The organism is Arthrobacter saudimassiliensis, from assembly GCF_059090665.1.
This window is the reverse complement of the sequence record NZ_JBNHFX010000004.1, coordinates 236,792-263,468: the sequence shown is the minus strand read 5'-3', so window position 1 is coordinate 263,468 and position 26,677 is coordinate 236,792. Positions and strand designations below refer to the sequence as shown.

Below are 26,677 nucleotides of genomic sequence, written 5' to 3'. Positions count from 1 at the left end.
CGGCGCCGAGCCGATAGGCTATGGGCAAACGGAAGCCCCCGGTCTCCTCGACCGCAACACCCCAGGAGTTTGTGCTGTGAGATTCACACTGAAGAGCCGCACGCAGCGCGCCGCTGCCGTCGGCGTCGTCGCGCTGTCCATGCTGGCCGCGTCCGGCTGCAGCGCCGTGAACGATCAGGCAACCACCCAGCCGTACTCCCCCTCCGACGGCATCGTCGAGAACCTGGGCGACCTGCAGCTGCGCAACATCATGGTTGCCAGCAACGGCGACGGCGATCCCGGGCGCCTGCTCGGCACCCTGGTCAACGGCGGCACCGAAACGGTGACCCTGGACCTCGAAGTCGGCGAGTCCGACCTGTCCTGGACCATCCCGGCCGGCGGCAAGGTCGTGTTCGAGGACGCACCCGAAGCCGAAGTTATGGTCGCCTCGGTCGAGGTCCTCCCCGGCACCGGCCTCAAGGGCCAGGCCGACATCGGCTCCGAAAGCACCGAGCTGAACATCCCGGTGGTCAATGCCTCGCTCGAGGAGTACGCCGACTACGTGCCCTCCCCCACGCCCGAGGTCACCGAGCCCACCGACCTGGGCACGGCCACCATGGAGCCCACCGAGACGGGCGACCAGACCGGCATCGACACCGGCACGGCCGACCAGGGCTAACCGAACCGAAGACCACAGCCCAAAGGGGCGCCGCCGGATTCCTCCGGCGGCGCCCCTTTTGGATGTGCAGCGGCCGGGACGGCGTGCCGGGCGGGCTAGGGCTCGAACTTGTAGCCCAGCCCGCGGACAGTGACCAGGTGCCGTGGGGAGCCCGGGTCCGGCTCGACCTTGGCCCGCAGCCGCTTCACATGCACGTCGAGGGTCTTCGTGTCGCCGACGTAGTCGGCGCCCCACACCCGTTCGATCAGCTGGCCGCGGGTCAGCACCCGCCCGGCGTTGCGCAGCAGCATCTCCAGCAGCTCGAATTCCTTCAGCGGCAGCTGGACGGGTTGGCCGTCGATGCTCACCACGTGGCGGTCCACGTCCATCCGCACCGGGCCGGCCTGCACCGCGGCGGGCAGGAACTCGGCGGCGTCGCTGCGCCGGCGGAGGACGGCGCGGATCCGGGCCAGCAGCTCCCGGGAGGAATACGGCTTGGTGACGTAGTCGTCCGCCCCCAGCTCCAGGCCGACCACCTTGTCGACCTCGGCGTCGCGGGCGGTCAGCATGATGACCGGGACGTCCGAGCGCAGCCTCAGCTGCCGGCACACCTCCGTGCCGGACAGCCCGGGCAGCATCAGGTCCAGCAGCACCAGGTCCGCGCCGCTGCGGTCGAACTCGGCGACGGCTTCGAGGCCGTCCTCGACCACCGTGACGTCAAACCCTTCGCGCCCCAGGAGGTAGGACAGCGGGTCGCTGAAGGACTCCTCGTCCTCCACGATCAGGATCCTGCTCAAGCATCCGCTCCTTGCCGGCGGCCGGTGTGCGGGCCGCCCTCACCGCCGGGGACCTCTTCCTCGGCGTCCATTTCAGGCAGCCGGACGGTGAAGGTCGAACCCTGTCCCGGCTGGGACCACAGGCTCACCTCGCCGCCGTGATTGGCCACCACGTGCTTCACAATGCTCAGTCCCAGGCCGGTTCCACCGGTGTGCCGCGAGCGCGCCTCGTCAATACGGTAGAAACGCTCAAACACCCGCTCCTGCTCTTCGGGCGCGATTCCCGGCCCCTGGTCGGTGACGGTGACCTGGGCCAGCCCGTCCCGGGAACGCAGGCCCACCCCCACCCGGCTGCCCTCCGGCGAATACCGGACGGCGTTGTCGATCAGGTTGCGGAAGGCCGTCGTCAGCATCGGCGCATCGGCGTAGACCTTGCCGGACACCTCGCCCCCGGCCACCACGGTGATGCCCTTGAGTTCGGCCGAGAGCCGGTTGGCCTCGATCGCATCCGCCACCACCCGGTTCACGTCCACCGGTTCCGCACGGTCCACCACGTCGGCGCCCTGCAGCCGGGACAGCTGGATGATGTCCTGCACAAGGGCGCTCAGGCGCCGGGACTCACGCCCCAGCTTCCCGGCGAACCGGCGGACCGCCTCCTCGTCGCCGGCGGCATCCGCGAGAGCCTCGGCCAGCAGGGAGACCGCACCGACCGGCGTCTTCAGCTCATGCGAGACGTTGGCCACGAAATCGTTCCGGACCTCCTCGGTGCGGACGGCGGCGGTGCGGTCCTCCACCAGGATCAGCACGTACTCCTCCCCCAGCATCGCCACGCGCACCTGCAGAATGGTGTCGCCGTGGCCCGGAACGGTGCCGCGGGCGAGCTCCAGGCGGCGCTCCTCGATCACCCCGTCCCGGCGGACCAGCGCGGTCAGCTCCAGCAGGTCGGGGTTGGTCACCGTGTGCCCGCGCACCAGCCCGAAGGCATACGCGCCGGGACTGGCGCGGACCACGCCGTCGATGGCGTCCACCACGATGTACCCGCGGCCGACGACGGACAGGACCTCGGCCGCACCTTCGGGGAGCGTCGGTTCCGGCACGTCGGCCAGGTCCCGGCGCCGTCGCTCGCTGGTGATGTAGCCGAGCATGCCGAAAACGCCGACGGCCAGGCCGAGGATGCCCGCGATCAGGCCCAGCAAGACAGGATTCACGCTTCCAGCTTAGGCCGCACCGCCCGGTCCCGGTCCGGTGCGCGGTGGCATCGGACCAAACGTTAAACTAACGTTCATCTTGAGAGACCCCGCGGTTCACCTGCAGCTGCGATCCTGCCCATAGGCCCGGAACGCGGCCTGCGGCCCGGCCGCGAGCGGATAGCCCCACCGAAAGGACGCAGCAAGTGCGGAAGGTATTTCAGGCCGAACTCCACCAGATCGGCGAGGAGCTGACCCAGATCTCGCAGCTGGTTGCCGAAGCCATGCAGAAAGCTGTGATGGCGTTCGAGGAGGCTGATACCGAGCTGGCCCAGGAGGTGATCGCCGCTGATGCGAGGATCGATTTCCTGCAGAACGACCTCGACGAGCGCGCCATTGACGTCCTTGCCCTGCAGGGGCCGGTGGCCAGCGACCTGCGCATGATCGTCGGTTCGCTGCGCATGAGCGCTTCACTGGAGCGGATGGGCGACCTCGCCCGGCACATCGCCCAGCTCACCCGGCTGCGCTACCCGGCCAACGTGGTTCCCGACAATCTCGCCGGCACCTTCCGGGAGATGGCCCGCCTGGACATCCGGATCGCCGAGCTGCTCTCCGAGCTGCTCGACACGCGCAACCTGGAGCTGAGCAAGGAAATCTATGCGGCGAACACCCGCATCAACGAACTGCATGCCGGTGTCTTCAAGGCGGTTGCCTCCGCCGACTGGGATGTGTCCGCGGTGAGCACCGTGGACATCACCCTCGCCAGCCGTTACTTCGAGCGGTTTGCGGACCACGGCGTCTCGGTGACGCGCAAGGTCAACTACCTCGTGACCGGTGAGTGGCAGGCTACTGCCGAGAGCGGCGCCTAGCAGCGCTCCCGGGCAGACTGCCCGGAACGGCGAAGGGGGAGGACACCGGACGGTGTCCTCCCCCTTCGCCGTTCGGCAGGGCCTGTCCTACTTGCGGCCCTGGTTGGCGACCGCCTGGATGGAGGCGGCGGCGGCCTCGGGATCGAGGTAGGTGCCGCCGGGCTTGACCGGCACCAGGTTCTCGTCCAGTTCGTACACCAGCGGGATTCCGGTGGGAATGTTCAGGGCGGCAATGTCGGTGTCGCTGATGCCGTCCAGGTGCTTCACCAGCGCCCGCAGGGAGTTGCCGTGCGCGGCGACGAGCACCGTCTTGCCGGCCCGGATGTCCTCGGTGATATCGGACTCCCAGTACGGCAGGAACCGCTCGAGCACGTCCTTGAGGCATTCCGTGCGCGGCACGTCGCCGCCCAGGTCCGCGTAGCGCGGATCGTGGGCCTGGGAGAAGTCGCTGTCGTCCGGCAGCGGCGGCGGCGGGGTGTCGTAGGAGCGGCGCCACTCCATGAACTGCTCCTCGCCGTATTCGGCCAGGGTCTGGGCCTTGTCCTTGCCCTGCAGCGCCCCGTAGTGGCGCTCATTGAGCCGCCAGCTGCGCTTGACGTCGATCCAGATGCGGTCCGCCGCGCCCAGCGCCAGGTTGGCGGTGTTGATGGCGCGCTTCAGGCGGGAGGTGTAAACGATGTCCGGCAGCAGACCAGCCTCCACCAGCAGCTCGCCGCCGCGGAGGGCCTCCGCCCGGCCCAGGTCGGTCAGATCCACATCCACCCAGCCGGTGAACAGGTTCTTCTCATTCCATTCGCTCTGGCCGTGGCGCAGAAGGATCAGTTTGTAGGTCATATCAGCATCGTAACGGAGCGCACAGGCCCGTCGGGAGGCGGAACCGTAACCTGGGCCCGTGAACGGAGCACTCGCTGCACGACACTAAAATTGATCCGTGCCAAAGCCGTCCAGACCCGTCGGAAGCCTGACCCGGGGAACCACCCACCCCAACCGCCTGCGCCGGGTGGACCGCTGGCTGGCCGGCCCGCACGGATGGCGGCTGCGCCGCGCCGTCGACCCGCTGATCGTGGACCTGGGCTACGGCGCCTCCCCCGCCACCGCCGTCGAGCTGCATGCCCGGCTCGGTGCCGTCCGCGCCGACGTCGACGTGGTGGGCATTGAAATCGACCCGGAACGGGTACGGACCGCCAAACCGCTGGAACGCGCGGGACTGAGCTTCCGCCAGGGCGGCTTCGAGCTGCCGCTGGACGGGCGCCGGCCGGTGATGGTGCGGGCCTTCAATGTGCTGCGCCAGTACGACGAGAGCGAATACGCCGCGCACTGGGACCTGGTGCGGTCCCGGCTGGCACCGGGCGGCATCTTCGTGGACGGCACCTGCGACGAGATCGGCCGGCGGGCCACCTGGGCCGAGATCGGCCCGGACGGACCCCTGTCGCTGAGCATTTCGGTGCGGTTCTCCGCGTTCGAACGCCCGTCCGACGTCGCCGAGCGGCTCCCGAAGGCGCTGATCCACCGCAATGTCCCCGGCGAGCGGGTGCATGCGTTCCTGCAGGCGATGGACCAGGCGTGGCTGGCCAGCGCGCCGCTCGCCGCGTACGGGAGCCGGCAGCGCTGGCTGGGCATGTGCCGCGCGCTGCAGGCACAGGGGTGGCCGCTGCTGACAGGGCCGGCCCGCTGGCGGCTGGGCGAGATCACGGTGGCGTGGAGCGCCGTCGCCCCGGGCTGATTCCACCGGCGGCGCAGGGATCGGACCGTGGGGCCCGGTGTTACCAGGGGCCGTACGGCCCGGCACCCCGGCGGGGCTCGTTCAGGGCGGGGCGGACGTCCGCGAGGTAGACGCAGGCCGCAATCACGGCGGCCAGCTGGAACAGGAGCAGGCCGACGCCGCCGCTCAGGGCGCCCAGCACGCCGACCGCCGCGGCACCGGCGGTCAGGGCCGTCCAGAACGTCTTGGTGCGCTTGAATGCCCGTTCGAAGTCGGACGGACGGCGGCGGACGCAGTCGATGAACGCCCACAGCTCAATGCCCAGGGCCACGAAGGCCAGCGCTCGGTACAGCTGGTTCTGAACTTCAAGAACGAGTTCCACAGGGATCAGCCTACCGTGCCAGCGCCTGCTCGAGGTCAGCCCAGAGGTCCTCCACGTGCTCGATGCCCACCGAGAGGCGCAGGAGGTTCTCCGGAACCGTTTTCGGCTCTCCCGGCTGGCGGCGGCGGCGTTCAATGAGCGACTCCACGCCGCCCAGCGACGTGGCCGGCACCCACAGCGACACGGCCTCCGTCACCTTCTCCGCGGCGGCGGCGCCGGCGGCCACCTCGATGCAGACGATGCCGCCGAATCCGTCCATCTGGGCCGCAGCCCGGCCGTGCCCGGGATCCTCCGGCAGCCCCGGATACCGCACCGCGGCCACGGCGGGGTGGGCGGCCAGCCGGCGGGCCAGCTCGCCGGCGTTCTCCTGGGAGCGCTGCATGCGCAGTGCCAGGGTCCGCAGTCCGCGCAGCGCCAGCCAGACCTCGAAGGGACCGGCGACGGCGCCGTGCAGGGTGCGGTGGGCGGCCAGCCGGGCGCGCAGCGCCTCGTCCGAGGTCACGGCGGCGCCCAGCACGACGTCGGAATGCCCGGACAGGTACTTGGTCACGGAGTGCACGACGACGTCGGCGCCCAGCTCCAGCGGGCGGGTGACCAGCGGGGTCGCGAAGGTGTTGTCCGCGACCACCAGCGCTCCGGCGGCATGCGCGGCGTCGGCCAGAACACGGATCTCCGCCACCTCGAGCATGGGGTTGGTGGGGCTCTCGATCCAGAGCAGGTCCGCGCCCTCGAGTGCGGCCACGGCGGCGGGCGTGTCGGCAATGTCGACCGTGCGCAGCGTGAACCGGCCGGCCTCGGCCTGCTCGGCGGCGAGCGCCAGCGACCCGGCATAGCTGTGGCGGGGCATGACCAGCACTCCGCCGGCGGGCACCAGGGACAGCGCGGCGGCGATTGCGGCCAGGCCGGAGGAAAAGACGAGCGCCGGCTCCCGCGCGGATTCCAGCCGGGCGAGGGCTTCCTCGAAGGGATCCCAGGTGGGGTTGGAGTAGCGGCCGTAGATCCGGTCCCCGGGGGCGGCGGGCCCGGTGCCGCGGTAGGTGGAGGTCAGCACGATCGGCGGGTTCACCGCCGCATCCTGTTCGGGAGCCGGCCGGCCGGCGGCGACCACCACCGTTTCCGGGGACAGGACGCCGTGGGGGGATGTGGTCTCTGCGCTCATGGGCCCAGCGTATCGGCCGGCGGGGGCCGCGTCCCTCCGCCGGCCCGGGCCACGGCGCAGCGCCGCGGAGTGTGACGCGCCGCCCGGCGTCGAACCGTTAGACGAAGCTGCCGCCCGGGGTCGGATCGGGGTTCCGCGGGCGGGTCAGCGCCACGACGGCCAGCACCAGGGCGAGCAGGGCGGCGAAGGCCATGGACGCGCCGTCGAACCAGCGGTCGGCGAGGTAGCCCAGACCCCCGCCGGCGCAGAAGCCGAGCAGGACGAGGAAGAACACCCCGGACCAGAACAGGTTCGGCTCCCCGTTGATGCCCTTCTTGGACAGGGCCGACTGCATGAGGAAGTTGAAGGCCATCTGCACCACGAAGGTCACGGCGACAGCCCCGTAGAGCATCCCGTGGTTCTTATGGAAGGCGTTGCCCACGCCGCCGGCCACGAAGCTGACGCCGAAGGCGATCCAGCGCGGATCCGCGTCGGTCAGGGCCGCCAGCAGGGTCAGGAGAACGAGCAGGCCGAAGATCGCGAACAGCATGGCCGGCGTGAAGGACCGGCCGCTGCGCAGGAAAGCGGTCATCAGGATCCCGGACAGCGCCGATCCGAGGCCGAAGCAGACCACCGACACGATCGCGGGCGTGAACCGCTCCCAGTCTCCCTCCACCAGGTAATAGCCGCTGGAGACCACGTTCCCCGACTGGACCGTGGCGAAGGTGCCGGCATGCCCGAAGGTCCAGGCATTGAGCAGGCCGGCCAGGAAGGCCAGCAGGAATCCGATGAACGGTTCCTCCATCAGCGGCAAGCGGATGACTTCCGGATGCTTGCGCACATACTGCACATCCGAGGGCTGGTGAGCGGAGGCACTCATGGGCGGCTCCTTCTGAAAGCGCCGGGAGGCGTGGCTGCGGCCTGCCCGTCCAACGCTAGGGGCCGGCAGCCCGCCTGTATATCGGTCCCGCATCCCGGCGCGCCCGCACGGCGGGATGCAGCCCCAGCCCGCTGTCAGGGGAACTGGGTAGGCTAGGCGGGTGAGCACTTCCAGACCTTCCGCCCGCGGACTCTTCATTGCCTTCGAGGGCGGCGACGGCGCCGGGAAGTCCACCCAGGCGGGCCTGCTGGCCGCCGCGCTGCAGGCGCAGGACCGCGTTGTCCTGCGCACCCGCGAGCCGGGCGGCACGCCGATCGGCGAGAAACTGCGTTCGCTCGTGCTCGAACACGGCCAGGGCGACATCGACGCGCGCACCGAGGCGCTGCTGTTCGCCGCGTCCCGCGCGGCCCACGTCCGGCAGGTCATCGCCCCCGCCCTGGCGCGCGGCGAGGTGGTGATCTGCGACCGGTTCATCGACAGCTCCGTCGCCTACCAGGGCGCCGGGCGCAGCCTCGGCACCGACGTCGTCCGCCGGCTCAACGAGTGGGGCACCGACGGGCTGCTGCCGGACCTGACCATCCTGCTCGACGTCGATCCCCGCACCGGCCGCACGCGGCGCACCTCGGGCCAGGCAACCGAAGACCGCATGGAATCCGAGCCCGACGAGTTCCACCGCAGCATCCGGCAGGCCTTCCTGGAGCTGGCCGGGCGGGATCCCGCCCGGTACCTGGTGCTGGACGCCGCCCTGCCGCAGCAGGACCTGGCCGGGCGGATCGCAGCGCGGGTCGCGGAGCTGCCGGCATGAGCGTCTGGGACGACCTGCAGGGCCAGGACCCCGTGGTCGACCAGCTGCGCAGGGCGGCGGCGCAGGAGCGGCCCAACCATGCGTGGCTGTTCACCGGCCCGCCCGGATCGGGGCGCTCCAACGCCGCGCGTGCCTTTGCCGCCGCCCTGCTGTGCGAGCAGGAAGACCCAGCGGCGCGGGGCTGCGGCAGCTGCCGCGCCTGCCGGACGGCGCTGGCCGGCTCACACGCCGACGTGACGTCCGTGACCACGGAGAAGGTCACCATCAGCATCGACGAGGCCCGCGACCTGGTCCGCCGGGCCCAGGACCGCCCGTCCACGGGACGCTGGCGGGTCATCATCGTGGAGGATGCCGACCGCATGCAGGAGCGCAGCACCAACGTGCTGCTCAAGGCCATCGAGGAACCGCCGCCCCGGACCGTCTGGCTGCTGTGTGCGCCCAGCCCCGGCGATGTGCTGGTGACCATCCGGTCCCGCTGCCGGGCCGTGGGCCTGCGCCTGCCCCCGGCGGACGACGTCGCCGATCTGCTGGTGCGCCGGGACGGAATCGATCCGGAGCTCGCGCGGCAGGCGGCCCGCGCCGCCCAGTCCCACATCGGCATCGCCAAGCGGCTGGCCACTGACAGCGGAGCCCGGGAGCGCCGCGACCGGATTGTCCGGCTGCCGCTGTCGCTGCGCAGCGTTCCCGGGGCAATGAAGGCCGCCGCGGACCTGGTCGCGCTGGCCGAGGCGGAGGCGCAGGCCTCCTTCGAGGAACGCGACGCCGCCGAACGAGACGCGCTCCTGTCCTCCCTCGGCGTCGAGCCCGGCGGCACGGTCCCGGCCGCGCTGCGCAGCCAGGTCAAGCGCCTCGAGGAGGACCAGGCGCGGCGGGCCAAGCGTTCGAAGAACGACTACTTTGACCGTGCCCTCACCGACCTGCTTTCCTTCTACCGCGACGTGCTGCTGCTCCAGCTGGACGCCGGCGGCACCGACCTGGTCAACGCCGGGCTGCGCGCCGAGCTGGAGGAGTTCGCCGGCAAGGGCTCGCCGGAGCAGACGCTCGCCCGCATGGAGGAGATCAACGCCGTGCGGCGCCGTCTGGTCACCACCAACGTCCAACCGCTGCTGGCCATCGAGGCCATGGCGCTGAGCCTGCTCTGACGCCGCATCCCGACCTGTCCCGACCGCCGGAGGAACCGCGCATGACCTTGTACCCCCGTTTACGACGCAGGGCCGCCGGCGCTGCCCTCGCCGTGGCGCTGCTGGCCTCCGCGGGCTGTGCCGTCGCCCCCGCCGGCAGCCCGGGGGACGCACCCCGGCCCGGCGATCCCGCCGCCGTGGGGGACGTACCGGATGAGCTGCGGGACTACTACAGCCAGGACGTCGACTGGGCCGACTGCGGAGAGTTCCGCTGCGCCACGGTGGAGGTTCCGCTGAGCTATGACGAGCCGGAAGGCGAACGCATCGACCTGAGCGTCATCATGGCCGAAGCGGACGGCACCCCCCGCGGCACCATCCTCATCAATCCCGGCGGGCCCGGCGGAAGCGGCTACACCACGGTGGAGGAAACCCTCGAGCAGGTCACCACCGACCGGCTGCGGGGCGAGTACAACATCCTCGGCTTCGATCCCCGCGGCGTCGGACGTTCCACCCCGATCGAATGCCTCACCGACGAGGAAATGGACGAGGCGCGCGCCGAGTCCTTCGACCCGGAGACGGAGGAGGGCCTGGCCGCCGCGCAGGCCAGCGCCGCCGAGCTTGCCGACAAGTGCGCCGAGAACACCGGCGCCCTGCTCGGGCACGTGGACACCGGCTCCGCTGCCCGCGACATGGACATCCTCCGCGCGCTGGCCGGCGACCCGGAGCTGAACTACCTGGGCTTCTCCTACGGAACGTTCCTCGGCGCCACCTACGCCGAGCTCTTCCCGGAGCGCGTCGGCCGGCTGGTGCTGGACGCCGGCCTGGATCCCGCCGCCTCCAACGAGGAGATCACCCTCGGGCAGGCCGCGGGCTTCGAACAGGCCATCCGCACCTACGTCGCGGACTGCCAGACGGGCAGCGCCTGCCCGCTTCGCGGCGACGTCGACGACGGCGTCCAGGCGATCGCGGACCTGTTCGCAAAAACCGAGGCCAGCCCGCTGACGGCCGGTGACGGACGGACGGTCACGGCGTCCATGTTCGTCAGCGGGTTCATCCTGCCGCTCTACAACGACGCCAACTGGCCGGTGCTGACCCAGGCCCTGTCCGATGCCCTGGACGGCAATCCCGACCTGATGCTCTACCTCTCCGACCTCAGCGCCGACCGCAACGAGGACGGCAGGTACGAAACGAACAGCACGGTCGCCTTCAACGCCATCAACTGCCTGGACTACCCGATGGAGACTGATCCTGCGCAGATGCGCGAGGATGCCCGGGAGCTGGAGGAGGCCTCGCCGACCCTGGGCAGCTACCTCGGCTACGGAGGGCTGACCTGCGCGGCCTGGCCCCATGAACCCGTCGGGGCCCCGCATGAAATCAATGCCGAGGGCGCCGCGCCGATCCTCGTTGTCGGGACCACCGGAGACCCCGCCACACCGTATGAGTGGTCGGTGGCGTTGGCGGAGCAGCTGGACTCCGGCGTGCTGCTGACGTGGGAAGGCGAGGGGCACACCGCCTACGGGCGCGGCAGCGACTGCATCGCCGACGCCGTGGACGACTACTTCATCGACGGCACGGTGCCCGAGGACGGCACGATCTGCCGGTAACCGCTGAGCGGTCCTTTTGACCGCCCGGGGCGGCTCCGTATAGAGTTGTCCCTTGTGGATTCCGGCCCGTGCCGGATGATGCAGGCCTCCTTAGCTCAGTTGGTAGAGCGTCTCACTCGTAATGAGAAGGTCGCCGGTTCGATTCCGGCAGGAGGCCCCGGCAGGCCCCGAACCCTTGGGTTCGGGGCCTTTTGCGTGCCTTTTGGTGTTGCCCGGTGCAGGCCTTCCTCAAGCCGTCTTGAGCCTTCCTTGAGCAAAAGCTGGGCCAGCCGTGCGCCCGCCCTGCACTTTCCTTGACCCGGCGTCGATATCGTCGTCTCAGCCGCCACAGGCACGAGAACGCAGCAACAGCAGGGGGACTGAGACAGTGAGTGCAGAAGCAGCCGGCAACGGCCTGATGATCAGGCGCTACACCGAGGTGCAGCGCGATTCCTACACTCCTGCCCCGTGCGGCGAATGCGGCAGGCGGCTGGTTCCCAACTGGGCGGACGACACCCGCCCCGGAGAGCTTGGGTCACGGTGGATCATCCGCAGCTACCGCTACCCCGGCCTTCGCTGCAGCAACCACGAACGGCGGCTCCTGGCAGAGTACTTCGGCTCCGTCCAGCCGAAGCAGCCGGTCCACCGGGTTGCGGGCGGACGGCCGGTGGCCCCGGCTCGGGAGCGCTTCACGCTGTTCCGGCTGTTCCCTTCAGGCCGTAAGCAGCGTACGGGCGCCGCGGGCTAAGGCCGGCACCAAGCGGAAAGCCCCGCCGCGTCCTCTGGATGCAGCGGGGCTTTTCGTCGTTTTGGGTGCCGCGGCCCAGCTGACGGACGGGTATCGGCCGGCGTCGGGCCTACTCTGCGGCGGGGCTGCTCTGCGTCGGGCCTGCGTCGGGCCTGCGGGCCGCGGGGCGGGCCGCCGCCAGGAACGCCTTCATGCGCTCCTCGGCGTCGGGGCCGGCCTCGGCGGCGGCAACGTTTGCTTCCTCCACCGCACGGACAACCTCGCTGCGCTGGATTTTCACGCCGCGGGGAGCATCGATGCCGATCCGGATGCCGTCTCCGCGGGTCTCAAGGATCGTGACGACGATGTCGTCACCGATCATGACCTGCTCTCCGGATTTGCGTGTCAGCACCAGCATTGGATCACTCTACCGCCTCACAGCATGACCGAGGAGGAAGGCCCGCCGTCCACCCAGCCGATGGGCAGTCCCAGCCCGTTCACGGTGTGCGGGGTGGCGGTGGCCGCCAGCCCCTCCACGGCCACGGCCGTCACGTCGGCGGTGCGGCGGACCGCGGCCACCCAGGCCGCGGTGTCCTCCGCCTTCCGCCCGGCGTCCACCGCCGCCCAGACCTGGTCCGGGGCGAGCGCGCCGATCAGCGTCGCGTGCCGGGAGAGCTCCTCGCCGCGGCCCAGCCCGTACGCCAGGTAAATGGCGTGGTCGGCCAGCACGCCTGCGGCGCGCGCCGTCGCGGCGCTCCTGCGGTCAGCGGCCCGCCCGTAGGAGGTGTCCTCCAGGGCTCCGGCGCTGCGGATGGCCGCCGCACCTGCGCCCGCAGCGGCGGCCATCGACTCGCAGACCGCCAGCGGATCGGCGCCCAGCCCGACGACGAGCACCAGGTCGCCGGCGCCCGCCAGCGGAACCGGCGGCAGCGGCAGGGCGGCGCGCTCCGCCGCCGGAAGCGGGACCGCGGCGACGGGCGGGGGCACCACGGGCACCGGGTCCGCACCGGTGCTGTGGGTGAGCCGGTCCATCAGGTCAGCAAAGGCATGGCTGTCCGTCGAGACGCTGACCGTGGCGCGCTCCTCGACGGAAGCATTCCGGCGGGGCGCGCCTTCGGCGGCCTCGGCCCGGGCCAGCAGCTCGCTGATCCCCGCTCCGCCCTGCCGCGGGGCCCCGGACGCCGGGTATCCGTCCGGGGGGACGTCCGCGGCGCGCCGTCCGCGGGGCGGCAGCTCCACCGTCACCTCATAGTGGTGGCGTGCCAGGAAACCGCCGATGCCTCCGACGCTGACCTTCTCGGCGGCGATGATCCGGGCGCGGGGGCCGTGTTCGTCGAAGACCCTCTTTTTCAGCGCATCAAGGGACGGCCCCTCAAGCTGAAATCGTCTCGGTTCCACGAACCACTCCCACTGTCTCGATGTTCACGTTTCCTGCGGTCGCCTCCTGATAGGACAGGACCGGAAGGCCCTGGGCCTGGGCGGCGACCAGGCGGCGCACCGCCGGCCGCAGCGCCGGCGCGCAGACCAGGACGGCGCTGGAACCGGTGTTTTCCGCTGTGGCCACTGTAGCCAACAGATTCCGCACCACCGCTTCGATCCGGTTCGGATCCATCAGGATCTGGTTGCCCTGCTCGGAGGGGCGCAGCGCCTCCAGCATCGACTGCTCGAGGGCGGGATCCAGCATGATGACGCGCAGCACCGTGCCGTCCAGATGCGGGGCGGCCAGGGCCGGGCCGAGCGCCTGGCGGGCGGCCTCGATCAGCCCTTCGGGGTCGGTGGACACCTTGGCGCGCAGCAGCAGGGACTCGTAGATGCGCGGTAGGTCGTTGATGGCGACCCGCTCGGCCAGCAGGCCCTGCAGCACCCGCTGCACCTCGGCCAGCGACAGCACGCCCGGCACCAGCTCCTCCACCGCGGACGGGTTGACCTGCTTGACCCCTTCGGTCAGCACCCGGACATCCTCGCGGGAGAGCAGCCGGGCGGCGTTCGCCGTAATCACGGCGGACAGGTGGGTGACCAGGACGGAGACACGGTCGATCACCGTGGCTCCGGCCATTTCCGCCGCATGGCGCATCTCTCCGGGAACCCACTTGCCGGCCAGCCCGAAGACCGGCTCCACCGTGGCGGTGCCCGGGAGGGAATCGAGGAAGTCGCCCAGCGCCAGGACCTTGCCCTGTGGTGCCTCGCCGCGTCCTGCCTCGACGCCGGCAATGCGGATCACGTACGTCGACGGCGGCAGTTCCACGGAATCGCGGGTGCGCACGGGCGGCACCACCACGCCCAGTTCCAGGGCAATCTTCCGACGCAGCGCCTTCACCCTGGCCAGCAGGTCATCCGGTCCCCCGGTCACCACGTCCACGAGGTCCGGGGCCAGGAGGATCTCCAGCGCGTGCACCCGCATCTGCTCGATCAGGTCTTCCGTCGTGTCCCCTGAAGGTGCGGCCGTGCCGGCCTCCGCCGCCCGCTGTTCCTCCTCGACGGCCTGGTCGCGGGCCTTGACCCGCTGCGAGGCGAAGATCAGCAGCCCGCCGACCACGATGAAGGGCAGCTTCGGCATGCCGGGGATCAGGGCCATGACCAGCGCGGCCGCGCCGGCGATCATCAGGGCGTTGCGGGACTGGCTGAGCTGGTCCCCCGCCGTCGAGCCCATGTCGGCCTCGGCGTTGGAGCGGGTGACGATCATGCCGGTCGACACGGCCATCAGCAGGGCGGGAATCTGGGTGACGAGCCCGTCGCCGATGGTCAGGAGGCTGTAGGTGTTCACGGCCTCGCCGACGGACATGCCGCGCTGCAGCATACCGATCGCGATCCCGCCCACGACGTTGATGATGATGATGATCAGTCCGGCGATCGCGTCGCCCTTGACGAACTTGGAGGCGCCGTCCATCGCACCGTAGAAGTCGGCTTCGGCCGAGACCTGCGCGCGGCGCTCCCGGGCCTCGGAGTCGCTGATGAGCCCGGCGTTGAGGTCGGCGTCGATGGCCATCTGCTTGCCGGGCATGGCGTCCAGGGTGAACCGGGCGCCGACCTCGGCCACGCGTTCGGCGCCCTTGGTCACGACGACGAACTGGATGACGACCAGGATCAGGAAGATGACCGCGCCGATGATCAGGGACCCGCCCACCGCCACGTGCCCGAATGCCTCAATGACCTGCCCGGCGTAGCCGTCGCCGAGGACCAGCCGGGTGGAGGCCACGTTCAGGCCGAGCCGGAACAGCGTGGCGACCAGCAGCAGCGAGGGAAACACCGAGAAGTCCAGCGGCTTGCGGACGAACATCGTCGTCAGCAGGATCACCAGGGCCAGCAGGATGTTGATGATGATCAGCACGTCCAGCAGGGCCGCCGGGATCGGGACCACCAGGAGCAGGATGATGCCGATGACGCCCACCGGGACGGCGAGCTTGAGCAGGTTGCGGTTTTTCACGATGCTGCCTTATGTCGGGGTTCGGAGGGAGCGGGCATCAGGCCCGGTGCGGGTTCCATGGTGTGGACGCCGGCTGCCGCGCCGCGCCGCTTCAGCGCCATGACGAAGGCCAGCAGGCGGGCGACGGCGTTGTACAGGTCGGGCGGGATCTCCTGACCCACCTCGCAGGCCGAGTGCAGGGTCCGGGCCAGCGGCACGTCCCGGACCATGGGGACCCGGTGCTTCTCCGCCTCCTCGCGGATGCGGGCGGCGATGATGCCGGCCCCCTTCGCCGTGACCCGCGGGGCGGAGCGGCCGGGTTCGTACTTCAGCGCCACGGCGACGTGCGTGGGGTTCACCACGACGACGTCGGCGTCACCTACGGCGGCGATCATCCGGTTGCGGCTGCCGGCCAGCTGCCGGGCCCGCCGCTGGGAGCGGATCAGCGGGTCGCCTTCGCTGTTCTTGTTTTCGTCCCGGACTTCCTTCTTGGTCATCCGGGTCTTCTTGCGGTTGCGGCGCATCACCACGAGGATGTCGGCCGCGGCGAGGATCAGCCCGGCCGCGACGGCGGCCTGCAGCAGCGACGCGACCCCGCCGCCGGCGGCGTCGAGCAGCGCCGAGACCGGCAGGCCGCCGGCCGTCATCAGCACCGGCATCAGTCCCTGGATGACCATGTACAGCACCAGGCCCAGGGCCGCGGTCTTCAGCAGGGCCTTCGCCCCCTGCCACAGAGCCTGCCCGCCGAAGGTGCGCTTGACGCCCTTGACCAGGTCGAACTGCTGATACTCGCCCTTGAACTTCTTGAAATGGATGCCACCCTGCAGCGCCGCCGCGGCGAGGACGGCGACGGCGACCACGGCCAGCAGCGGCCCGAGGACGCCGAACATGGCCGCGAGGCTGTCCTGGAAGATCCGCAGCGCCGCCTCGGGGTCCGGGGACGCGGCGATCTCCGCGGCCCGGAACAGGCTCTCGGTGCCGGCCTGCGACCCGCGTTCCAGGGTGCCGGGTAGCATCAGCGCGGCTGCGCCGACGCCGATCCAGGCGGTGAGGTCCTGGGACCTGGACAGCTGGCCCTTGGACCGGACCTCCTTCATGCGTTTCGGGGTCGCCTGCTCGCTCCGTTCGCCGGAGTCCTGCTCGGCCATCAGCCGCCCACCCCCGTCACGGCTTCGAAGGCGTCCTGCGCGAGAGCGGACACGATGCGGGGCAGGGCCAGGAACACCACGGAGGCCAGGGTCAGGGTGAGCAGGATCTTCAGCGGGAAGCCGAGCGCGAAGGCGTTCAGCTGCGGCGCGACCCTGGTCAGCAGGCCGAGGCCGGCGTCGGCCAGGAACAGCACCACCAGCAGCGGGCCGGCGATCTGCACGGCGGCGAGGAACATCTGGGTGGCTGCGGCGATCAGAGCCTGGGCCGGTTCGGCCAGGTCCACGCCGCCGCCCAGCGGCAGGGCGGTGAAGCTGCGGACGAGGCCGGCGATGACCAGCTGGTAGCCGTCCGACGCGAACAGCAGGGCCAGGGCGGTGAGCTGGAACAGGCGGGTGAACTGGGCGCCGTTGACCATGGACTGCGGGTCGAAGGCCTGGGCCAGGGAGAAGCCGCCGAAGAGGTCGATCAGGTACCCGGCGGATTGGATCGCCGCGAAGACGACCATGACGAGGAAGCCGAGCAGCCCCCCGACCAGGATCTCCAGCACCAGCGCCGTGAAGTAGTCGGCGGTGCCCTGCATCTCGTAGCCGTCCGCCGCGGCCGGGGCGACGGCGAGGGCCAGGCCGATGCCGAGCATCGCCTTCACCCGGATCGGGAACGCGTTGTAGGAGAAGGGAGGGGCGATGACCAGGAAGGCCACCATCCGCACGGAGGCCAGCATCACCGCTTCGATCCAGGCCTGGTCAAGGGTGATGGACACATTAGCCCCCGCCGAGCAGGGAGGGAATCCTGGCGAACAGCTCCTGGGTGAAGGCCACCATTTCGGAGATCATCCAGTGCCCGCACACCAGCAGGGCGATCGCCACGCCGACCGCCTTGGGCACGAAGGAGAGCGTGACCTCCTGGATCTGGGTGATGGACTGCACCAGGGACACGGCGAAGCCGATGGCCAGGGCGGTGAGCAGCACCGGGGCGGAGAGCTTGGCTGCCACCCACAGACCCTGCAGGCCGATGTCGAGAACGGCGTTGGTATCCATCAGCCGCCCCCGGTGACCTGGTAGCTGTTGATCAGGGACGTGATGATCAGCGACCAGCCGTCCACCAGCACGAAGAGCAGGATCTTGAACGGCAGGGAGATCATGACCGGCGGCAGCATCATCATGCCCATGGACATCAGCGCGGCCGAGACGACCAGGTCGATGACCAGGAACGGGATGAAGATGACGAAGCCGATGATGAACGCCGAGCGCAGTTCCGAAATCATGAACGCCGGAATCAGCGTGGTCAGCGGAACGTCCTGCGGGGACTCCGGGTTCGGCCGGTCTGCGGCGCGGGTCATCAGCGCGATGTCCTCGTCGCGGGTGTGGGCGAGCATGAACTGCTGCAGCGGGCCCGCGCCCGCGTTGAGCGCGCCGTCGAACGTCGTCTCGCCGTTCAGGTACGGCTGGACGGCGATTGTGTTGATCTCCCCCACCACCGGGGCCATGATGAACAGCGACAGGAACAGGGCCAGGCCCGCGAGGACCTGGTTGGGCGGGATGCTGGGCAGCGAGAGCGCGTTGCGGGTGATCGCCAGCACCACGAAGATCTTGGTGAAGCTGGTGAGCATCAGCAGCAGCGCGGGAGCCACCGACAGCAGGGTGATGCCGATCAGCGCGGTGACGGTGGTCGAGGGCCCGCCGTCGGCGCCGAAGATGTCGATCGAGAGACCGCCCTGCCCGGCGTCGGGATCCGCCGGGTCCTGCGGAGGAGCCGGCGGGGCCGGATCGAGGGTCACCGCGTGGCCGGCGGCCGCCCCGGCGAGCTGCGCCGCGAGCAGCACCAGCAGCAGGACTGCGGCGGCAGCGGCGGCGCGCAGCGCCCGGGTGCGGCTGTGCGCCCCGGTCACCGCTGCCGTCCGCGCAGCGCAGCGGCCGACTGCCGCCAGGTCTGCGGGGAGAGAATGGACCCGGCCAGCATGGAGGTGCCCTCCCCCGGTTCGGTCCGGCGCAGGTCACGGCGGCTGGGCAGGGCCTCGGCCGTGCCGCCCGCAGCCGCCAGCGACGCGGCGAACCCGCCGTCGCCGGCCTTCGGACCGTCCGCGTCCGCGGCGTCCATCGGCGTCGCGTTGAGGACGTTGACCGAGGCCTCGGTCACACCGAGCATGAACCGCTGGCCTTCGGCCTCGACCACCACCACCGACGCCTTCGGGCTGATGGCCTGGCGGCTGAGGACCCGGACGGGGGCGGTGTCCCCGGTGCCGCCGGTGCGGGCGGCGACGCGGCGGGACAGCCACCACAGCAGCGCCAGGACAACGCCCAGCGAGACCAGGACCCGAAGTCCCAGTAAGCCGGTCTCCATGGCTACGCGAGCCCTTCGGCGACGTCGAGGATCTTGGTGATGCGCACGGCGTAGTCCTGGTCCAGGACCACGATCTCGCCGTTGGCGATCAACCGGCCGTTGAGCAGGATGTCGGCCGGAGCCCCGGCGGAGCGGTCCAGCTCGATGACCCGGCCGGGTTCGAGGTTCAGCACGTCGCGGACGGCCATCCGGGTGCGGCCGATCTCCACGGTCAGGGCCATTTCGACGTTGCTGATCCGGCCCAGCTTGCCGACCACGGAGGTCTCCGCCGGGGCGGCCGCCGGAACGGCGGAGTCCTCTCGGCTGCGGATGGCGAACCAGCCGGCGGTGCCGCCGGCGGCCGCGCGCAGCTCGTATACGGAGGTGGAGGGGTGCGCGAACAGGGCCGCGGCGTCCTCCACGCGGGTGTCGCCGAGGACGCCGGGGCCCAGGGTTCCGACGGCGGCTTCGATGGCCGGGCGCAGGACATCGGCGGTGGAGACCAGCGCGGAGTCGGTGCCGGCCAGGGTGGAGACCGGCTCCGAGGCGGGCAGCACGAGGGCCACGTCGACGGACGCGGATCCGACGTAGGAGGCCGTGACGGCCTCCTGCAGCGCCTCGGCCGGGATGGCGGCGCCGGAGGCCGGAACGGCCTCGAGTGGAAACTGGGTGGGCAGCAGCTGCACGAGGGAGGACGCGGCTTCGCTGTGCAGGGCCTGGATGGTGCTCATTTAGTGGTTCTCCTCGGTGCTGACGATGACGCCGGCCAGGCGGGATCCGCTGGCTCCTACGGCTGCCTGGGCCACGATGTGCCCGTCGACGGTGACATTGAGCGGACGGTGTCCCGGGTGCAGAAGCCGCAGGACGTCGCCCTCGGCCAGGTTCAGGACCATGCCGGGCTTGACCCGGATCGGTTCCATCTGCAGCGAGACGTCCACCGGGGTCGTGGCAAGGTGCCCCTGGATCAGCTCGGCCGGGGTCGCCTCGGACGAGGACGGCACCACCGGCCCCAGCTGCGGGAGCACGGCCTCGGCCGGAATCGCCACCGACGCGGGCGCCGTCGTCTCCCCCACCACCATCTCGAAGGTCGCCACCAGCATCGGATCGCCGGAAGCGGCGGCCTGGGCGAACTGCGAGTTGTACTGGATCGAGGCCGCCGTCATGGGCGCGGCCAGGAGGCTGCCCAGCGAGTAGTGCAGATCCTCAAGGGCATCGTCCATGATCCGCCCGAGCAGCGCCTGTTCGATGTGCGTGAACTTGCGCTCGGGGATCTCCATGGTCCCGGTGCCGCCGAGCATGTGGCCAACCCACGACAGCGCTGCCGCCATCGGGAACTGGATCACCGCCTTGGCGGACACGTTGGGGATGTCGAAGAGCACCATGCCGGTGTTGTCCGGCAGGCTCGAGGCATACTCGTCGTAGCTGAGTGTCTGCACCTGCTGGCTTGTCACCTGGGACAGCACCCTCACCTTCGCGGTGAGCTGGGTGCCCCATTGCCGGGCAAACGTGTCAAAGGCCATCTCCAGGACCCGCGCATGATCGCGGGCAAGGGTGGTGGGCCTGCTGAAATCGTAAAGCTCCGCCGCATCGGCACCCGATTTCGGGCGCACTGCGGGAGAGTCGTGCTGGTGGACCGTCACGGGCGCCACTATCGGCAGCCGGGCCCCCCGCGTTAGCAGCAGCGCAGGTCAGCCGGATCCCGCCTGCTGTTCCTCCAGCAGCCCGGGAATCAGCTGGCGGACCTGCTCGCTTTCGCCGGAGAGCACGATGATGTCCACCCGGCGGTTCATCGCCAGTTCCTCGGCGGTGGTCCCGCCGGTCAGCGGCCGGGATTCGCCGAGGCCCACGGCCTGGAGCCGGGTGTAGTCCACGCCGCCGGGCTCGGACAGGTAGCGCAGCACGTTCACGGCCCGGGAGGAGGAGAGTTCCCAGTCCAGGGCCTCGTCCGTGAGCTGGCGGACCTGGGCGGTGTGCCCCTCGACGGAGACCCGGTAGTCGGTGGGGGCGAGGATCGGGCCGATGGTGTCCAGGACGGACACCGCGTCAGCGGTCAGGACGGCCCGGTCCGGTTCGAAGAACATTTCGGAGCTGACCAGGCGGATGGTCAGGCCCCGCTCGTCGATTTCGAAGCGGACGTGGCTGGCCATGCCGCGGTCCTCGAGGCCCAGCTCGATGCGTTCCTTGAGCTCGGTGAGCTCTTCGATCTCCTTCGCGGCCGCCTCCACGGCGTCCGGTTCGAGGGTCTCGGTGTCGTCGACCATCTCCGGCGGCACCACGACGCCGACGGCGGTGTCCACCGTCGCGGTCTCGACCTGCCCGAAACCGGTGGCCAGGGAGGACTTCAGCTGCGCGAATTTCTCCTGGTCGACCGTGGACATCGCGTACAGCACGATGAACATGCACATCAGCACGGTGACCATGTCCATGTAGGACGCCATCCACCGTTCGTCCGGGTGCTCTTCCTCTTCCTCCGGGCGGTGCCGGCGCCGCGGGCTCACGCGGCCTGCTGCTCGCTGTCGGCGGACAGCGCATGGGCCGGGACCATGGCGCGCAGCCTTTCGTTGAGCAGGCGCGGCTGGCTGCCCGCCTGGACCGAGAGGATGCCCTCCATGAGCAGGTTCATCTGCTCAAGTTCCAGGTCGCTGAGCCGCTTGAGCCGGTTGCCGAGCGGCAGCCAGATGAAGTTGGCCGAGAGCAGGCCCCACAGGGTGGCGACGAACGCCGCGGCGATCATGTGGCCGAGCTCGTCCGGCTGGGAGAGGTTCTCCAGCACGTGGGTCAGGGACACCACGGTGCCGATGATGCCCACCGTCGGGGCGTAGCCGCCCAGCGTGTTGAAGAACCTGCTGGCCACTTTGTCGGAATTGGCCTTGCTGGCGATTTCGTCCTCAAGGAGGGTGCGCAGCTCTTCGGCGTCGGTGCCGTCGGCGATGTTCTGCAGCGCGGTGCGCAGGAACGGGTCCTGGGTTTCCCCGGCGTCCTGCTCCAGGGACAGCAGGCCTTCGCTGCGGGCCTTTTCGGCGAGCGAGACGACGTTGTCGATCGTCTCCTGGGGCTTGGGGGTGCGGCCCAGGAAGGCGCGCGGCAGGGACTTGAAGGCGTGCAGGGCATCCTTGAGCGTCACGCCCGCGACGCCGACGGCGATGGTGCCCACCAGCACCAGGATCATCGGCGCCGGCAGCAGGATGGAGCTGACGTGCGCACCCTCGAGGAAGATCATGGCGTACAGGGCCCCGAAGGCCAGGACCAGGCCGACGATTGTTGCTGGATCCATTACTTGTTCCTCGGGCGAAGGGGCACGGGACGGCCGGCGGCGTTTCCGGCCGGGTCGGGAGTGGAGCCGACCGGCGGCACCAGGCCGAGCTCGGGTCCGGGCCGGTGGAGGACGGGCGGAACCTCCTGCGCCATCAGGATGATCCGTGAGCGCCACTCGGCAATCCTGGCGATGACTTCGTCCATGGATTCGGTGACGATGTATTTGGCTCCGTCCACCATGACCAGCGTGGTGTCCGGGTTCGCCTGGATCCGCTCGATCAGGTCAGGGTTGATCGCGAACTGTGCGTCGTTCAACCGCGTAAGAACAATCATGGGTCCGTCCCGTGTGGAGGAAGGCCCCCGGCGGGCCTCCGTTCCTACTTTCGGCTCCGGGCCGGTTTTCGTTAGGCCGTTAAGCGGCAGCGGGGCCCGGCATTTGGCCGGACCCCGCTGATGCGCCTGGCGGATCAGCGCTTGAGGTTGGTCAGCTCCTGCAGCACCTCGTCGGAGGTGGTGATGATGCGGGCGTTGGCCTGGAAGCCGCGCTGGGCGACGATCAGGTTGGTGAACTCCTGCGACAGGTCCACGTTGGACATCTCCAGGGCGCCGGACACGAGGCCGCCGACGCCGGCTTCTCCGGGCGCGCCGATCACTGCCTCGCCTGAGTTGGCCGAAGCGGTGTAGGAGGAGTTGCCGGCCTTCTCGAGGCCGGCGGGGTTGGTGAAGCTGGCGAGCACGATGCGGCCGAGGGCGATCTTGTCGCCGTTGCTGAAGCTGCCGACGACGGTGCCGTCCGGGGACAGTGCGAAGGACTCGATGGTGCCAGCGGGTGCGCCGTTGGAGGCGGTGACGGCCATGTTGTTCACCCCGGCGTAGCCGGTGACTGCGGACAGGTCCACGGTGACGCTGACACCGTTCGCGGCGGCGGTCAGCGTCTTGGTGCCCTCAAGGGTGCCGTCGGCGGCCAGTGTCAGGTTCACGGGGGTTCCACCGGCGCCGGTGGCCGTCCAGCCGGTGGCGGTGCGGGTGAAGGTGACCGCCACGTTGGTCTCCCGGCCCTGCGCATCAAAGGCCTTGATGTCGCGGACCAGCTTTTCGCCTTCCGCCGTCTCGGAGGGGATGTTGCCGCCCAGCGACGCGGTGGTGGTGGGCTGGGCCGGGGAGACCGCGCCGTCGGGCAGCATGATGTCGCCGATGGCCGCGCCCTGGTTCACGACTCCGTTATCCGCGCTCCAGCCCTGCAGGATGCTGCCGTCGGTGGTGACGAGGCGGCCGGCGGCGTCGACGTCGAACGCGCCGGCGCGGGTGTACAGGTTCTGGTTGCCCTGCCGGGTGACGAAGAAGCCTTCGCCGGAAATCATCAGGTCGGTTCCCCGGCCGGTGGCCTGGGAGGAGCCCTGGGTGAAGTTCGTGGTGACGCCGGCAACCTGCACGCCGAGGCCGACCTGCGCGGGGTTGCGGCCGCCGGCGTTGGCGGCGGGCGCGGCACCGCCCTGGGTCATCTGGGACAGAGTGTCCTGGAAGACGACGGCGTTGGACTTGAAGCCGGTGGTGTTGACGTTGGCGATGTTGTTGCCGGTCACGTCGAGCATGGTCTGGTGGGAGCGAAGCCCGGAGATGCCCGAGTACAGGGAGCGAAGCATGGCGGGGGCCTTTCTGGTGGCTGAAGTGGGTCAGGCGGTGGCGGACGCGTCTGCGTCCTGGGTGGTGTCCTTGTTGATGCCGGTGACGGCATCGAGCGGAACGTCGACGCCGTCGACGTTGACGGTGGGTACGGGCCCGGCGAAGGAGACGGACCGGGCGGTGCCGGTCACTTCGACGCCGTCGGCGTTGAGGTAGCTGATTTCCTGGTCGATCAGGGCGGCAGCGGAGGTGCGCATCTGCAGCGAGAAGTTCTCCTCGTCCAGCCCGGCCATGGTGGTGAGCTGCTCCATCATGGCCAGCTGGGTGGTCTGGGAGATCATCTGGTTGGTGTCCATCGGGGAACTGGGGTCCTGGTTACGCAGCTGCGTGACCAGCAGATGCATGAAGACCTCGCTGTCCATCACCTGCTTGGGTGCGCGGGCGGGCTGCGTCGGCAGCGTGGTGGCTGCGTTGACCGCTTCAACGGGCATGGGATTCTCCTTCTCAGGCCAGGACATCGATGCCGGCATGGCCCGGCAGCTCGGAAATGGGGGCAGGGGTGGTCCGGGGGTTCGGGGCAGGGCCGCCGCCGGACGCTGCGCCGCCGCGGGCCTCGAAGGCCCGCCGCCCCTCACCGTCGCCGGACCAGCCGCGGGTTTCGGGCTGCTGGTCCTGGCCGGGCTGGCCCGGCGGCCGGTCCTGCTGGGACAGGGTGAGGGACCCGGCCGTTCCAGTGCCCGCGAGGTCACGGCGAAGCTCGCCCAGGATGGCGCGGACCGCTTCCCGGCCCGCCTCGTTGGGGGCGAACAGCTCGATCCGCAGCCCCTCCGGACCCACCTGCGCCCGCACCGTCACCGGCCCCAGGTTCTCCGGGGCGACCTTCAGGATGAGCGTGTGCTCTCCCGGTGCGGCCTGGGCGAGGCGGATGATCGGCTGGCCGATCTGCTGCTGCAGCGGCGTCTGGGCGGCCGGCGGCGCGGCGGCCGGCGGCGCGGCGGCCGGCGTGGCCGCTGCCTGCACGGACGGAGCCGGGCTGGTGCCGGGAAGCGCCGCAGCCGCGGTCGGCGGGAGCGCAGCGGCCGGCTCCGGTGCGGCCTGTGCCGCGGCGGGGTCAGCTGCGGCAGCGCCCGGCGTGCCCTGGGCGGGCGGCGCCGTGGCGCCGGCAGCGGCAGGTACAGCGGACGGCGGGGCAGCGGATTCCGGGGTGGCTGCCGGGGTCGCGGCATCTACCGGGACTCCGGCCGCCTGGATCGTGGCCGCCGGGATGGCAGTTGCGGGTGCAGCGGACGTGGCAGACGCGCCCTCGGCCGGCACAGCGGCGGGCAGCGCCGACGTCGGAAGGGTGTCCCGGCGTCCTGCGGTGCCGGCGCGTACTGAAGCGGAGGCGAGGTCGAGACGGATGCGGTCGGTGATGCGCAGTTCCGGCGCCAAGGCTGCGGCTTCCGGGTCTGCCGCCGGAACCGCGGCCGGACCGATCGCGGGGACCACGTCGAGCTGGATGCGCTCCGTGACCGGCAGTCCCGGAGCGGCTGCTCCGGAGGCGGGCCCGCCGGCTGCGGCCGGGACCGCGCCGGCAGCCGCAGCGGCCGCCGTCGGGCCCGTACCTGCGGTGGCGCCGCGGTGGAGGCCGGCGCGGGCCGGCTCCTCCGGTGCGTGGCCCGTGCCGGGCACGGTGTCTCCGGCCGGCTCCTCCGGCGTGCGGCTTGTCTCGGGAACGGAGCCCTCGGTCGGCCCCTCCGGTGCGGCGGTGAAGGCCGCCGGGCGGAGGTCCTCCGCCGGCTGCCGGGCAGCGTCGGAGCCGGACGCCGGCGCCGGGAGGGCCGCGGCGGCCGGGGTTCCGTCGGCGTCGGCCGCGGCGTTGCTGTCGGCGCCGGCGTTCCGGATGGAACCGGCGTCAGTTTGGGCCGTGCCTGCCAGCTCGGCGGCCAGCGCCGCACCGAACAGCGCACTGTCGCCGGTATCGGCCGAGGCGCCGACGGCGCGGGGGCGGGCGGCCGGCCCGGCCGGGGGAAGCGGGGACGCCGCGTTCAGGCTCATGCGCCGGCTCCGAGCAGGGCGGCCTGGGCCATCCGCGCCGAGGCCACCAGATCGGTGACCGCCGGGGCCGCCGTCGCCGCCTCGGCGGCGGGCAGCACGCGGCGGATGGTGGTCAGGTTGCCGTCGTTTTCCCAGGCATCGCGGATCTGGATGCTCTGTCCCGGCTGGGGCGCGTCCACGGCCTTGCCGCCGCCCAGGTAAATGGCGACATGCCCGCCGTCGTGGCTGAAGAGCAGGTCGCCGGGCTGCGCCTGGGCCATGGACTCGACCTTGGTGCCCACGTTCATCTGGTCCCAGGTCACGCGCGGCAGCGAGTAGCCCAGGTCCTTGAAGACGTTCTGCACGAAGGAGGAGCAGTCCAGGCCCACGGACGGGTCGTTGCCGCCCCAGACGTAGGGCAGCCCGAGGTACTTCTGCACCGCGTCGAGCACCTGTCCCGGCGCTGCCCCGCCCCCGGCGGCCCCGCCCGCGGCGGACGTGCCGGCAGCGGCTGTGCCGCCGGAGAGCGCGCCCAGGGCGGCGGCGAACTCCGCGGAGGACGCGGCGGAGCCGGACGACGTCGACGGCGCGGCCTGGGTGGCCGGTGCGGCCGAGGTGAGCTGGTCGAGGGTGCTGCGAATTTCCTGGATGCGGCCCAGGGCCTCTGGCATGGACATCGGTCAGCCCTCCGCTCTGTTGTGCCGGGTGCCGGCCAGTTCGTCCAGCACCACCTGCTCGGCGCGCAGCTCCTCGGCTGCCGCCAGCCCGGCGTGCCGGTCCTCCAGCTTGCCCAGGACGGCGGCGCGTTCGCGTGCCGCCCGGTACTGTTCCTGGGCGGCGTCGGCTTCGGCCCGCCGGGCCTCCTCCACGGCGCCCAGCTCGGCCAGCATGCTGCGGGCCGACGCACGGGCGGCGGCAATCGCCGTCAGGGTGGCGCGGTCGACGGCGCCGGCGGGCAGGTCGTGCAGCGCCGCGTACGCTTCGGTGCGCGCGTCGTCGGCCTCGCGCAGCCGCCGGTTCGCGGCGGCGAGGCCGCCGGCTGCCTGTTCCTCCTGCAGCCGGCGCACACGCAGCAGCCCGGCCAGCGGGAATTGACGTGCCATTG

The 26,677-nt window shown here is 70.9% G+C and carries 31 protein-coding genes and 1 tRNA gene; 8 read left to right on the top strand and 24 right to left on the bottom strand.

What is annotated here, in order from left to right:
• Positions 1 to 76 precede the first annotated feature (76 nt).
• Positions 77 to 658, top strand: coding sequence for a hypothetical protein (locus tag AC5RV6_RS15985; RefSeq protein WP_494008346.1), 582 nt, complete (start codon positions 77 to 79; stop codon positions 656 to 658).
• Between the two features lie 95 nt (positions 659 to 753).
• Here AC5RV6_RS15985 and AC5RV6_RS15980 read toward each other — a convergent pair whose 3' ends face one another.
• Both AC5RV6_RS15980 and AC5RV6_RS15975 read right to left on the bottom strand, forming a co-directional pair.
• Positions 754 to 1,434, bottom strand: a complete 681-nt coding sequence (locus AC5RV6_RS15980) for a winged helix-turn-helix domain-containing protein (RefSeq protein WP_494008345.1) — start codon at positions 1,432 to 1,434, stop codon at positions 754 to 756.
• The gene (locus AC5RV6_RS15975) at positions 1,431 to 2,621 is read right to left on the bottom strand and encodes a sensor histidine kinase (protein WP_494008344.1); all 1,191 of its coding nucleotides are present in this window, start codon (positions 2,619 to 2,621) and stop codon (positions 1,431 to 1,433) included. Before AC5RV6_RS15975 ends, AC5RV6_RS15980 begins: the two co-directional genes overlap by 4 nt.
• A gap of 185 nt (positions 2,622 to 2,806) precedes the next feature.
• On the opposite strand from AC5RV6_RS15975, the gene phoU reads away from it, so the two are divergent.
• Positions 2,807 to 3,469, top strand: coding sequence for a phosphate signaling complex protein PhoU (gene phoU / locus AC5RV6_RS15970; protein WP_494008343.1), 663 nt, complete (start codon positions 2,807 to 2,809; stop codon positions 3,467 to 3,469).
• 87 nt (positions 3,470 to 3,556) lie between these two features.
• On the opposite strand, the gene AC5RV6_RS15965 is transcribed toward phoU, so the two are convergent.
• Positions 3,557 to 4,303: a phosphoglyceromutase gene (locus tag AC5RV6_RS15965; RefSeq protein WP_494008342.1), complete on the bottom strand. Its 747-nt coding sequence runs from the start codon at positions 4,301 to 4,303 to the stop codon at positions 3,557 to 3,559.
• A 97-nt stretch (positions 4,304 to 4,400) separates the two neighbouring features.
• Between AC5RV6_RS15965 and AC5RV6_RS15960 the strand changes: the two genes are divergently transcribed.
• The gene (locus AC5RV6_RS15960) at positions 4,401 to 5,192 is read left to right on the top strand and encodes an O-methyltransferase (protein WP_494008341.1); all 792 of its coding nucleotides are present in this window, start codon (positions 4,401 to 4,403) and stop codon (positions 5,190 to 5,192) included.
• Positions 5,193 to 5,232: 40 nt separating this feature from the next.
• Here AC5RV6_RS15960 and AC5RV6_RS15955 read toward each other — a convergent pair whose 3' ends face one another.
• The 3 genes from AC5RV6_RS15955 to AC5RV6_RS15945 form a co-directional block, all read right to left on the bottom strand.
• Positions 5,233 to 5,553, bottom strand: coding sequence for a DUF2516 family protein (locus AC5RV6_RS15955; RefSeq protein WP_494008340.1), 321 nt, complete (start codon positions 5,551 to 5,553; stop codon positions 5,233 to 5,235).
• Between the two features lie 10 nt (positions 5,554 to 5,563).
• Entirely contained in the window at positions 5,564 to 6,712 is a 1,149-nt protein-coding gene (locus tag AC5RV6_RS15950; RefSeq protein WP_494008339.1) for a trans-sulfuration enzyme family protein, read from the bottom strand.
• A 97-nt stretch (positions 6,713 to 6,809) separates the two neighbouring features.
• The gene (locus tag AC5RV6_RS15945) at positions 6,810 to 7,571 is read right to left on the bottom strand and encodes a YoaK family protein (protein WP_494008338.1); all 762 of its coding nucleotides are present in this window, start codon (positions 7,569 to 7,571) and stop codon (positions 6,810 to 6,812) included.
• Positions 7,572 to 7,731: 160 nt separating this feature from the next.
• Here AC5RV6_RS15945 and tmk point away from each other — a divergent pair, with 160 nt between their 5' ends.
• From tmk to AC5RV6_RS15920, 5 genes are all read left to right on the top strand, one after another.
• Positions 7,732 to 8,376: a dTMP kinase gene (gene tmk / locus AC5RV6_RS15940; RefSeq protein WP_494008337.1), complete on the top strand. Its 645-nt coding sequence runs from the start codon at positions 7,732 to 7,734 to the stop codon at positions 8,374 to 8,376.
• Positions 8,373 to 9,518, top strand: a complete 1,146-nt coding sequence (locus AC5RV6_RS15935) for a DNA polymerase III subunit delta' (RefSeq protein WP_494008336.1) — start codon at positions 8,373 to 8,375, stop codon at positions 9,516 to 9,518. The genes tmk and AC5RV6_RS15935 overlap by 4 nt, the downstream gene beginning before the upstream one ends.
• A 41-nt stretch (positions 9,519 to 9,559) precedes the next feature.
• Positions 9,560 to 11,101 (top strand): alpha/beta hydrolase, encoded by a 1,542-nt coding sequence (locus AC5RV6_RS15930; protein ID WP_494008335.1) that lies wholly within the window; start codon positions 9,560 to 9,562, stop codon positions 11,099 to 11,101.
• An 84-nt stretch (positions 11,102 to 11,185) separates the two neighbouring features.
• Positions 11,186 to 11,258, top strand: a tRNA-Thr gene (locus AC5RV6_RS15925).
• 210 nt (positions 11,259 to 11,468) lie between these two features.
• A complete protein-coding gene (locus AC5RV6_RS15920) occupies positions 11,469 to 11,828 on the top strand; it encodes a hypothetical protein (protein WP_494008334.1) in 360 nt (119 codons plus the stop codon).
• Between the two features lie 109 nt (positions 11,829 to 11,937).
• Here the strand turns inward: AC5RV6_RS15920 and csrA are convergent, their stop codons facing one another.
• The 18 genes from csrA to AC5RV6_RS15830 form a co-directional block, all read right to left on the bottom strand.
• The gene (gene csrA / locus AC5RV6_RS15915; protein ID WP_494008333.1) at positions 11,938 to 12,225 is read right to left on the bottom strand and encodes a carbon storage regulator CsrA; all 288 of its coding nucleotides are present in this window, start codon (positions 12,223 to 12,225) and stop codon (positions 11,938 to 11,940) included.
• 17 nt (positions 12,226 to 12,242) lie between these two features.
• The gene (locus AC5RV6_RS15910) at positions 12,243 to 13,205 is read right to left on the bottom strand and encodes a hypothetical protein (RefSeq protein ID WP_494008332.1); all 963 of its coding nucleotides are present in this window, start codon (positions 13,203 to 13,205) and stop codon (positions 12,243 to 12,245) included.
• On the bottom strand, positions 13,180 to 15,231 hold the full coding sequence (locus AC5RV6_RS15905; RefSeq protein WP_494008331.1) for a flagellar biosynthesis protein FlhA: 2,052 nt from the start codon (positions 15,229 to 15,231) through the stop codon (positions 13,180 to 13,182). The genes AC5RV6_RS15910 and AC5RV6_RS15905 overlap by 26 nt, the downstream gene beginning before the upstream one ends.
• Positions 15,228 to 16,358 carry an EscU/YscU/HrcU family type III secretion system export apparatus switch protein gene (locus AC5RV6_RS15900; RefSeq protein WP_494008330.1) on the bottom strand — a complete coding sequence of 377 codons (1,131 nt, stop codon included), beginning with the start codon at positions 16,356 to 16,358 and terminating at the stop codon, positions 15,228 to 15,230. The genes AC5RV6_RS15905 and AC5RV6_RS15900 overlap by 4 nt, the downstream gene beginning before the upstream one ends.
• Entirely contained in the window at positions 16,358 to 17,119 is a 762-nt protein-coding gene (fliR, locus tag AC5RV6_RS15895) for a flagellar biosynthetic protein FliR (protein ID WP_494008329.1), read from the bottom strand. The genes AC5RV6_RS15900 and fliR overlap by 1 nt, the downstream gene beginning before the upstream one ends.
• Before the next feature lies 1 nt (position 17,120).
• Positions 17,121 to 17,396 carry a flagellar biosynthesis protein FliQ gene (gene fliQ / locus AC5RV6_RS15890; RefSeq protein ID WP_494008328.1) on the bottom strand — a complete coding sequence of 92 codons (276 nt, stop codon included), beginning with the start codon at positions 17,394 to 17,396 and terminating at the stop codon, positions 17,121 to 17,123.
• Positions 17,396 to 18,247, bottom strand: coding sequence for a flagellar type III secretion system pore protein FliP (gene fliP, locus AC5RV6_RS15885; RefSeq protein ID WP_494008327.1), 852 nt, complete (start codon positions 18,245 to 18,247; stop codon positions 17,396 to 17,398). The genes fliQ and fliP overlap by 1 nt, the downstream gene beginning before the upstream one ends.
• Positions 18,244 to 18,699 (bottom strand): FliO/MopB family protein, encoded by a 456-nt coding sequence (locus AC5RV6_RS15880; protein WP_494008326.1) that lies wholly within the window; start codon positions 18,697 to 18,699, stop codon positions 18,244 to 18,246. Before AC5RV6_RS15880 ends, fliP begins: the two co-directional genes overlap by 4 nt.
• Before the next feature lie 2 nt (positions 18,700 to 18,701).
• Positions 18,702 to 19,409 (bottom strand): flagellar motor switch protein FliN, encoded by a 708-nt coding sequence (gene fliN, locus AC5RV6_RS15875; RefSeq protein WP_494008325.1) that lies wholly within the window; start codon positions 19,407 to 19,409, stop codon positions 18,702 to 18,704.
• Positions 19,410 to 20,318, bottom strand: a complete 909-nt coding sequence (locus AC5RV6_RS15870) for a flagellar motor switch protein FliM (RefSeq protein ID WP_494008324.1) — start codon at positions 20,316 to 20,318, stop codon at positions 19,410 to 19,412.
• 48 nt (positions 20,319 to 20,366) lie between these two features.
• On the bottom strand, positions 20,367 to 21,176 hold the full coding sequence (locus AC5RV6_RS15865) for an OmpA/MotB family protein (RefSeq protein WP_494008323.1): 810 nt from the start codon (positions 21,174 to 21,176) through the stop codon (positions 20,367 to 20,369).
• Complete coding sequence (locus AC5RV6_RS15860) at positions 21,173 to 21,952, bottom strand: motility protein A (RefSeq protein WP_494008322.1); 780 nt, start codon at positions 21,950 to 21,952, stop codon at positions 21,173 to 21,175. The genes AC5RV6_RS15865 and AC5RV6_RS15860 overlap by 4 nt, the downstream gene beginning before the upstream one ends.
• The gene (locus AC5RV6_RS15855) at positions 21,952 to 22,266 is read right to left on the bottom strand and encodes a flagellar FlbD family protein (protein WP_494008321.1); all 315 of its coding nucleotides are present in this window, start codon (positions 22,264 to 22,266) and stop codon (positions 21,952 to 21,954) included. The genes AC5RV6_RS15860 and AC5RV6_RS15855 overlap by 1 nt, the downstream gene beginning before the upstream one ends.
• A 134-nt stretch (positions 22,267 to 22,400) precedes the next feature.
• On the bottom strand, positions 22,401 to 23,576 hold the full coding sequence (locus AC5RV6_RS15850) for a flagellar hook protein FlgE (RefSeq protein ID WP_494008320.1): 1,176 nt from the start codon (positions 23,574 to 23,576) through the stop codon (positions 22,401 to 22,403).
• A 30-nt stretch (positions 23,577 to 23,606) separates the two neighbouring features.
• Complete coding sequence (locus AC5RV6_RS15845; protein ID WP_494008319.1) at positions 23,607 to 24,047, bottom strand: flagellar hook assembly protein FlgD; 441 nt, start codon at positions 24,045 to 24,047, stop codon at positions 23,607 to 23,609.
• 13 nt (positions 24,048 to 24,060) lie between these two features.
• Positions 24,061 to 25,593, bottom strand: a complete 1,533-nt coding sequence (locus tag AC5RV6_RS15840) for a flagellar hook-length control protein FliK (protein WP_494008318.1) — start codon at positions 25,591 to 25,593, stop codon at positions 24,061 to 24,063.
• Positions 25,590 to 26,249: a C40 family peptidase gene (locus AC5RV6_RS15835; protein WP_494008317.1), complete on the bottom strand. Its 660-nt coding sequence runs from the start codon at positions 26,247 to 26,249 to the stop codon at positions 25,590 to 25,592. Before AC5RV6_RS15835 ends, AC5RV6_RS15840 begins: the two co-directional genes overlap by 4 nt.
• 3 nt (positions 26,250 to 26,252) lie before the next feature.
• Positions 26,253 to 26,675, bottom strand: coding sequence for a flagellar FliJ family protein (locus tag AC5RV6_RS15830; protein ID WP_494008316.1), 423 nt, complete (start codon positions 26,673 to 26,675; stop codon positions 26,253 to 26,255).
• Between the last annotated feature and the right edge of the window lie 2 nt (positions 26,676 to 26,677).

Excerpts from the sequence above, each read along its gene's own strand:
- AC5RV6_RS15965 (WP_494008342.1), bottom strand. The coding sequence starts at position 4,303 with ATGACCTACAAACTGATCCTTCTGCGCCACGGCCAGAGCGAATGGAAT.
- AC5RV6_RS15950 (WP_494008339.1), bottom strand. The coding sequence starts at position 6,712 with ATGAGCGCAGAGACCACATCCCCCCACGGCGTCCTGTCCCCGGAAACG.
- AC5RV6_RS15945 (WP_494008338.1), bottom strand. The coding sequence starts at position 7,571 with ATGAGTGCCTCCGCTCACCAGCCCTCGGATGTGCAGTATGTGCGCAAG.
- AC5RV6_RS15935 (WP_494008336.1), top strand. The coding sequence starts at position 8,373 with ATGAGCGTCTGGGACGACCTGCAGGGCCAGGACCCCGTGGTCGACCAG.
- AC5RV6_RS15930 (WP_494008335.1), top strand. The coding sequence starts at position 9,560 with ATGACCTTGTACCCCCGTTTACGACGCAGGGCCGCCGGCGCTGCCCTC.
- csrA (WP_494008333.1), bottom strand. The coding sequence starts at position 12,225 with ATGCTGGTGCTGACACGCAAATCCGGAGAGCAGGTCATGATCGGTGAC.
- AC5RV6_RS15900 (WP_494008330.1), bottom strand. The coding sequence starts at position 16,358 with ATGGCCGAGCAGGACTCCGGCGAACGGAGCGAGCAGGCGACCCCGAAA.
- fliQ (WP_494008328.1), bottom strand. The coding sequence starts at position 17,396 with ATGGATACCAACGCCGTTCTCGACATCGGCCTGCAGGGTCTGTGGGTG.
- AC5RV6_RS15880 (WP_494008326.1), bottom strand. The coding sequence starts at position 18,699 with ATGGAGACCGGCTTACTGGGACTTCGGGTCCTGGTCTCGCTGGGCGTT.
- fliN (WP_494008325.1), bottom strand. The coding sequence starts at position 19,409 with ATGAGCACCATCCAGGCCCTGCACAGCGAAGCCGCGTCCTCCCTCGTG.
- AC5RV6_RS15860 (WP_494008322.1), bottom strand. The coding sequence starts at position 21,952 with ATGGATCCAGCAACAATCGTCGGCCTGGTCCTGGCCTTCGGGGCCCTG.
- AC5RV6_RS15855 (WP_494008321.1), bottom strand. The coding sequence starts at position 22,266 with ATGATTGTTCTTACGCGGTTGAACGACGCACAGTTCGCGATCAACCCT.
- AC5RV6_RS15850 (WP_494008320.1), bottom strand. The coding sequence starts at position 23,576 with ATGCTTCGCTCCCTGTACTCGGGCATCTCCGGGCTTCGCTCCCACCAG.
- AC5RV6_RS15845 (WP_494008319.1), bottom strand. The coding sequence starts at position 24,047 with ATGCCCGTTGAAGCGGTCAACGCAGCCACCACGCTGCCGACGCAGCCC.
- AC5RV6_RS15840 (WP_494008318.1), bottom strand. The coding sequence starts at position 25,593 with ATGAGCCTGAACGCGGCGTCCCCGCTTCCCCCGGCCGGGCCGGCCGCC.
- AC5RV6_RS15835 (WP_494008317.1), bottom strand. The coding sequence starts at position 26,249 with ATGTCCATGCCAGAGGCCCTGGGCCGCATCCAGGAAATTCGCAGCACC.
- AC5RV6_RS15830 (WP_494008316.1), bottom strand. The coding sequence starts at position 26,675 with ATGGCACGTCAATTCCCGCTGGCCGGGCTGCTGCGTGTGCGCCGGCTG.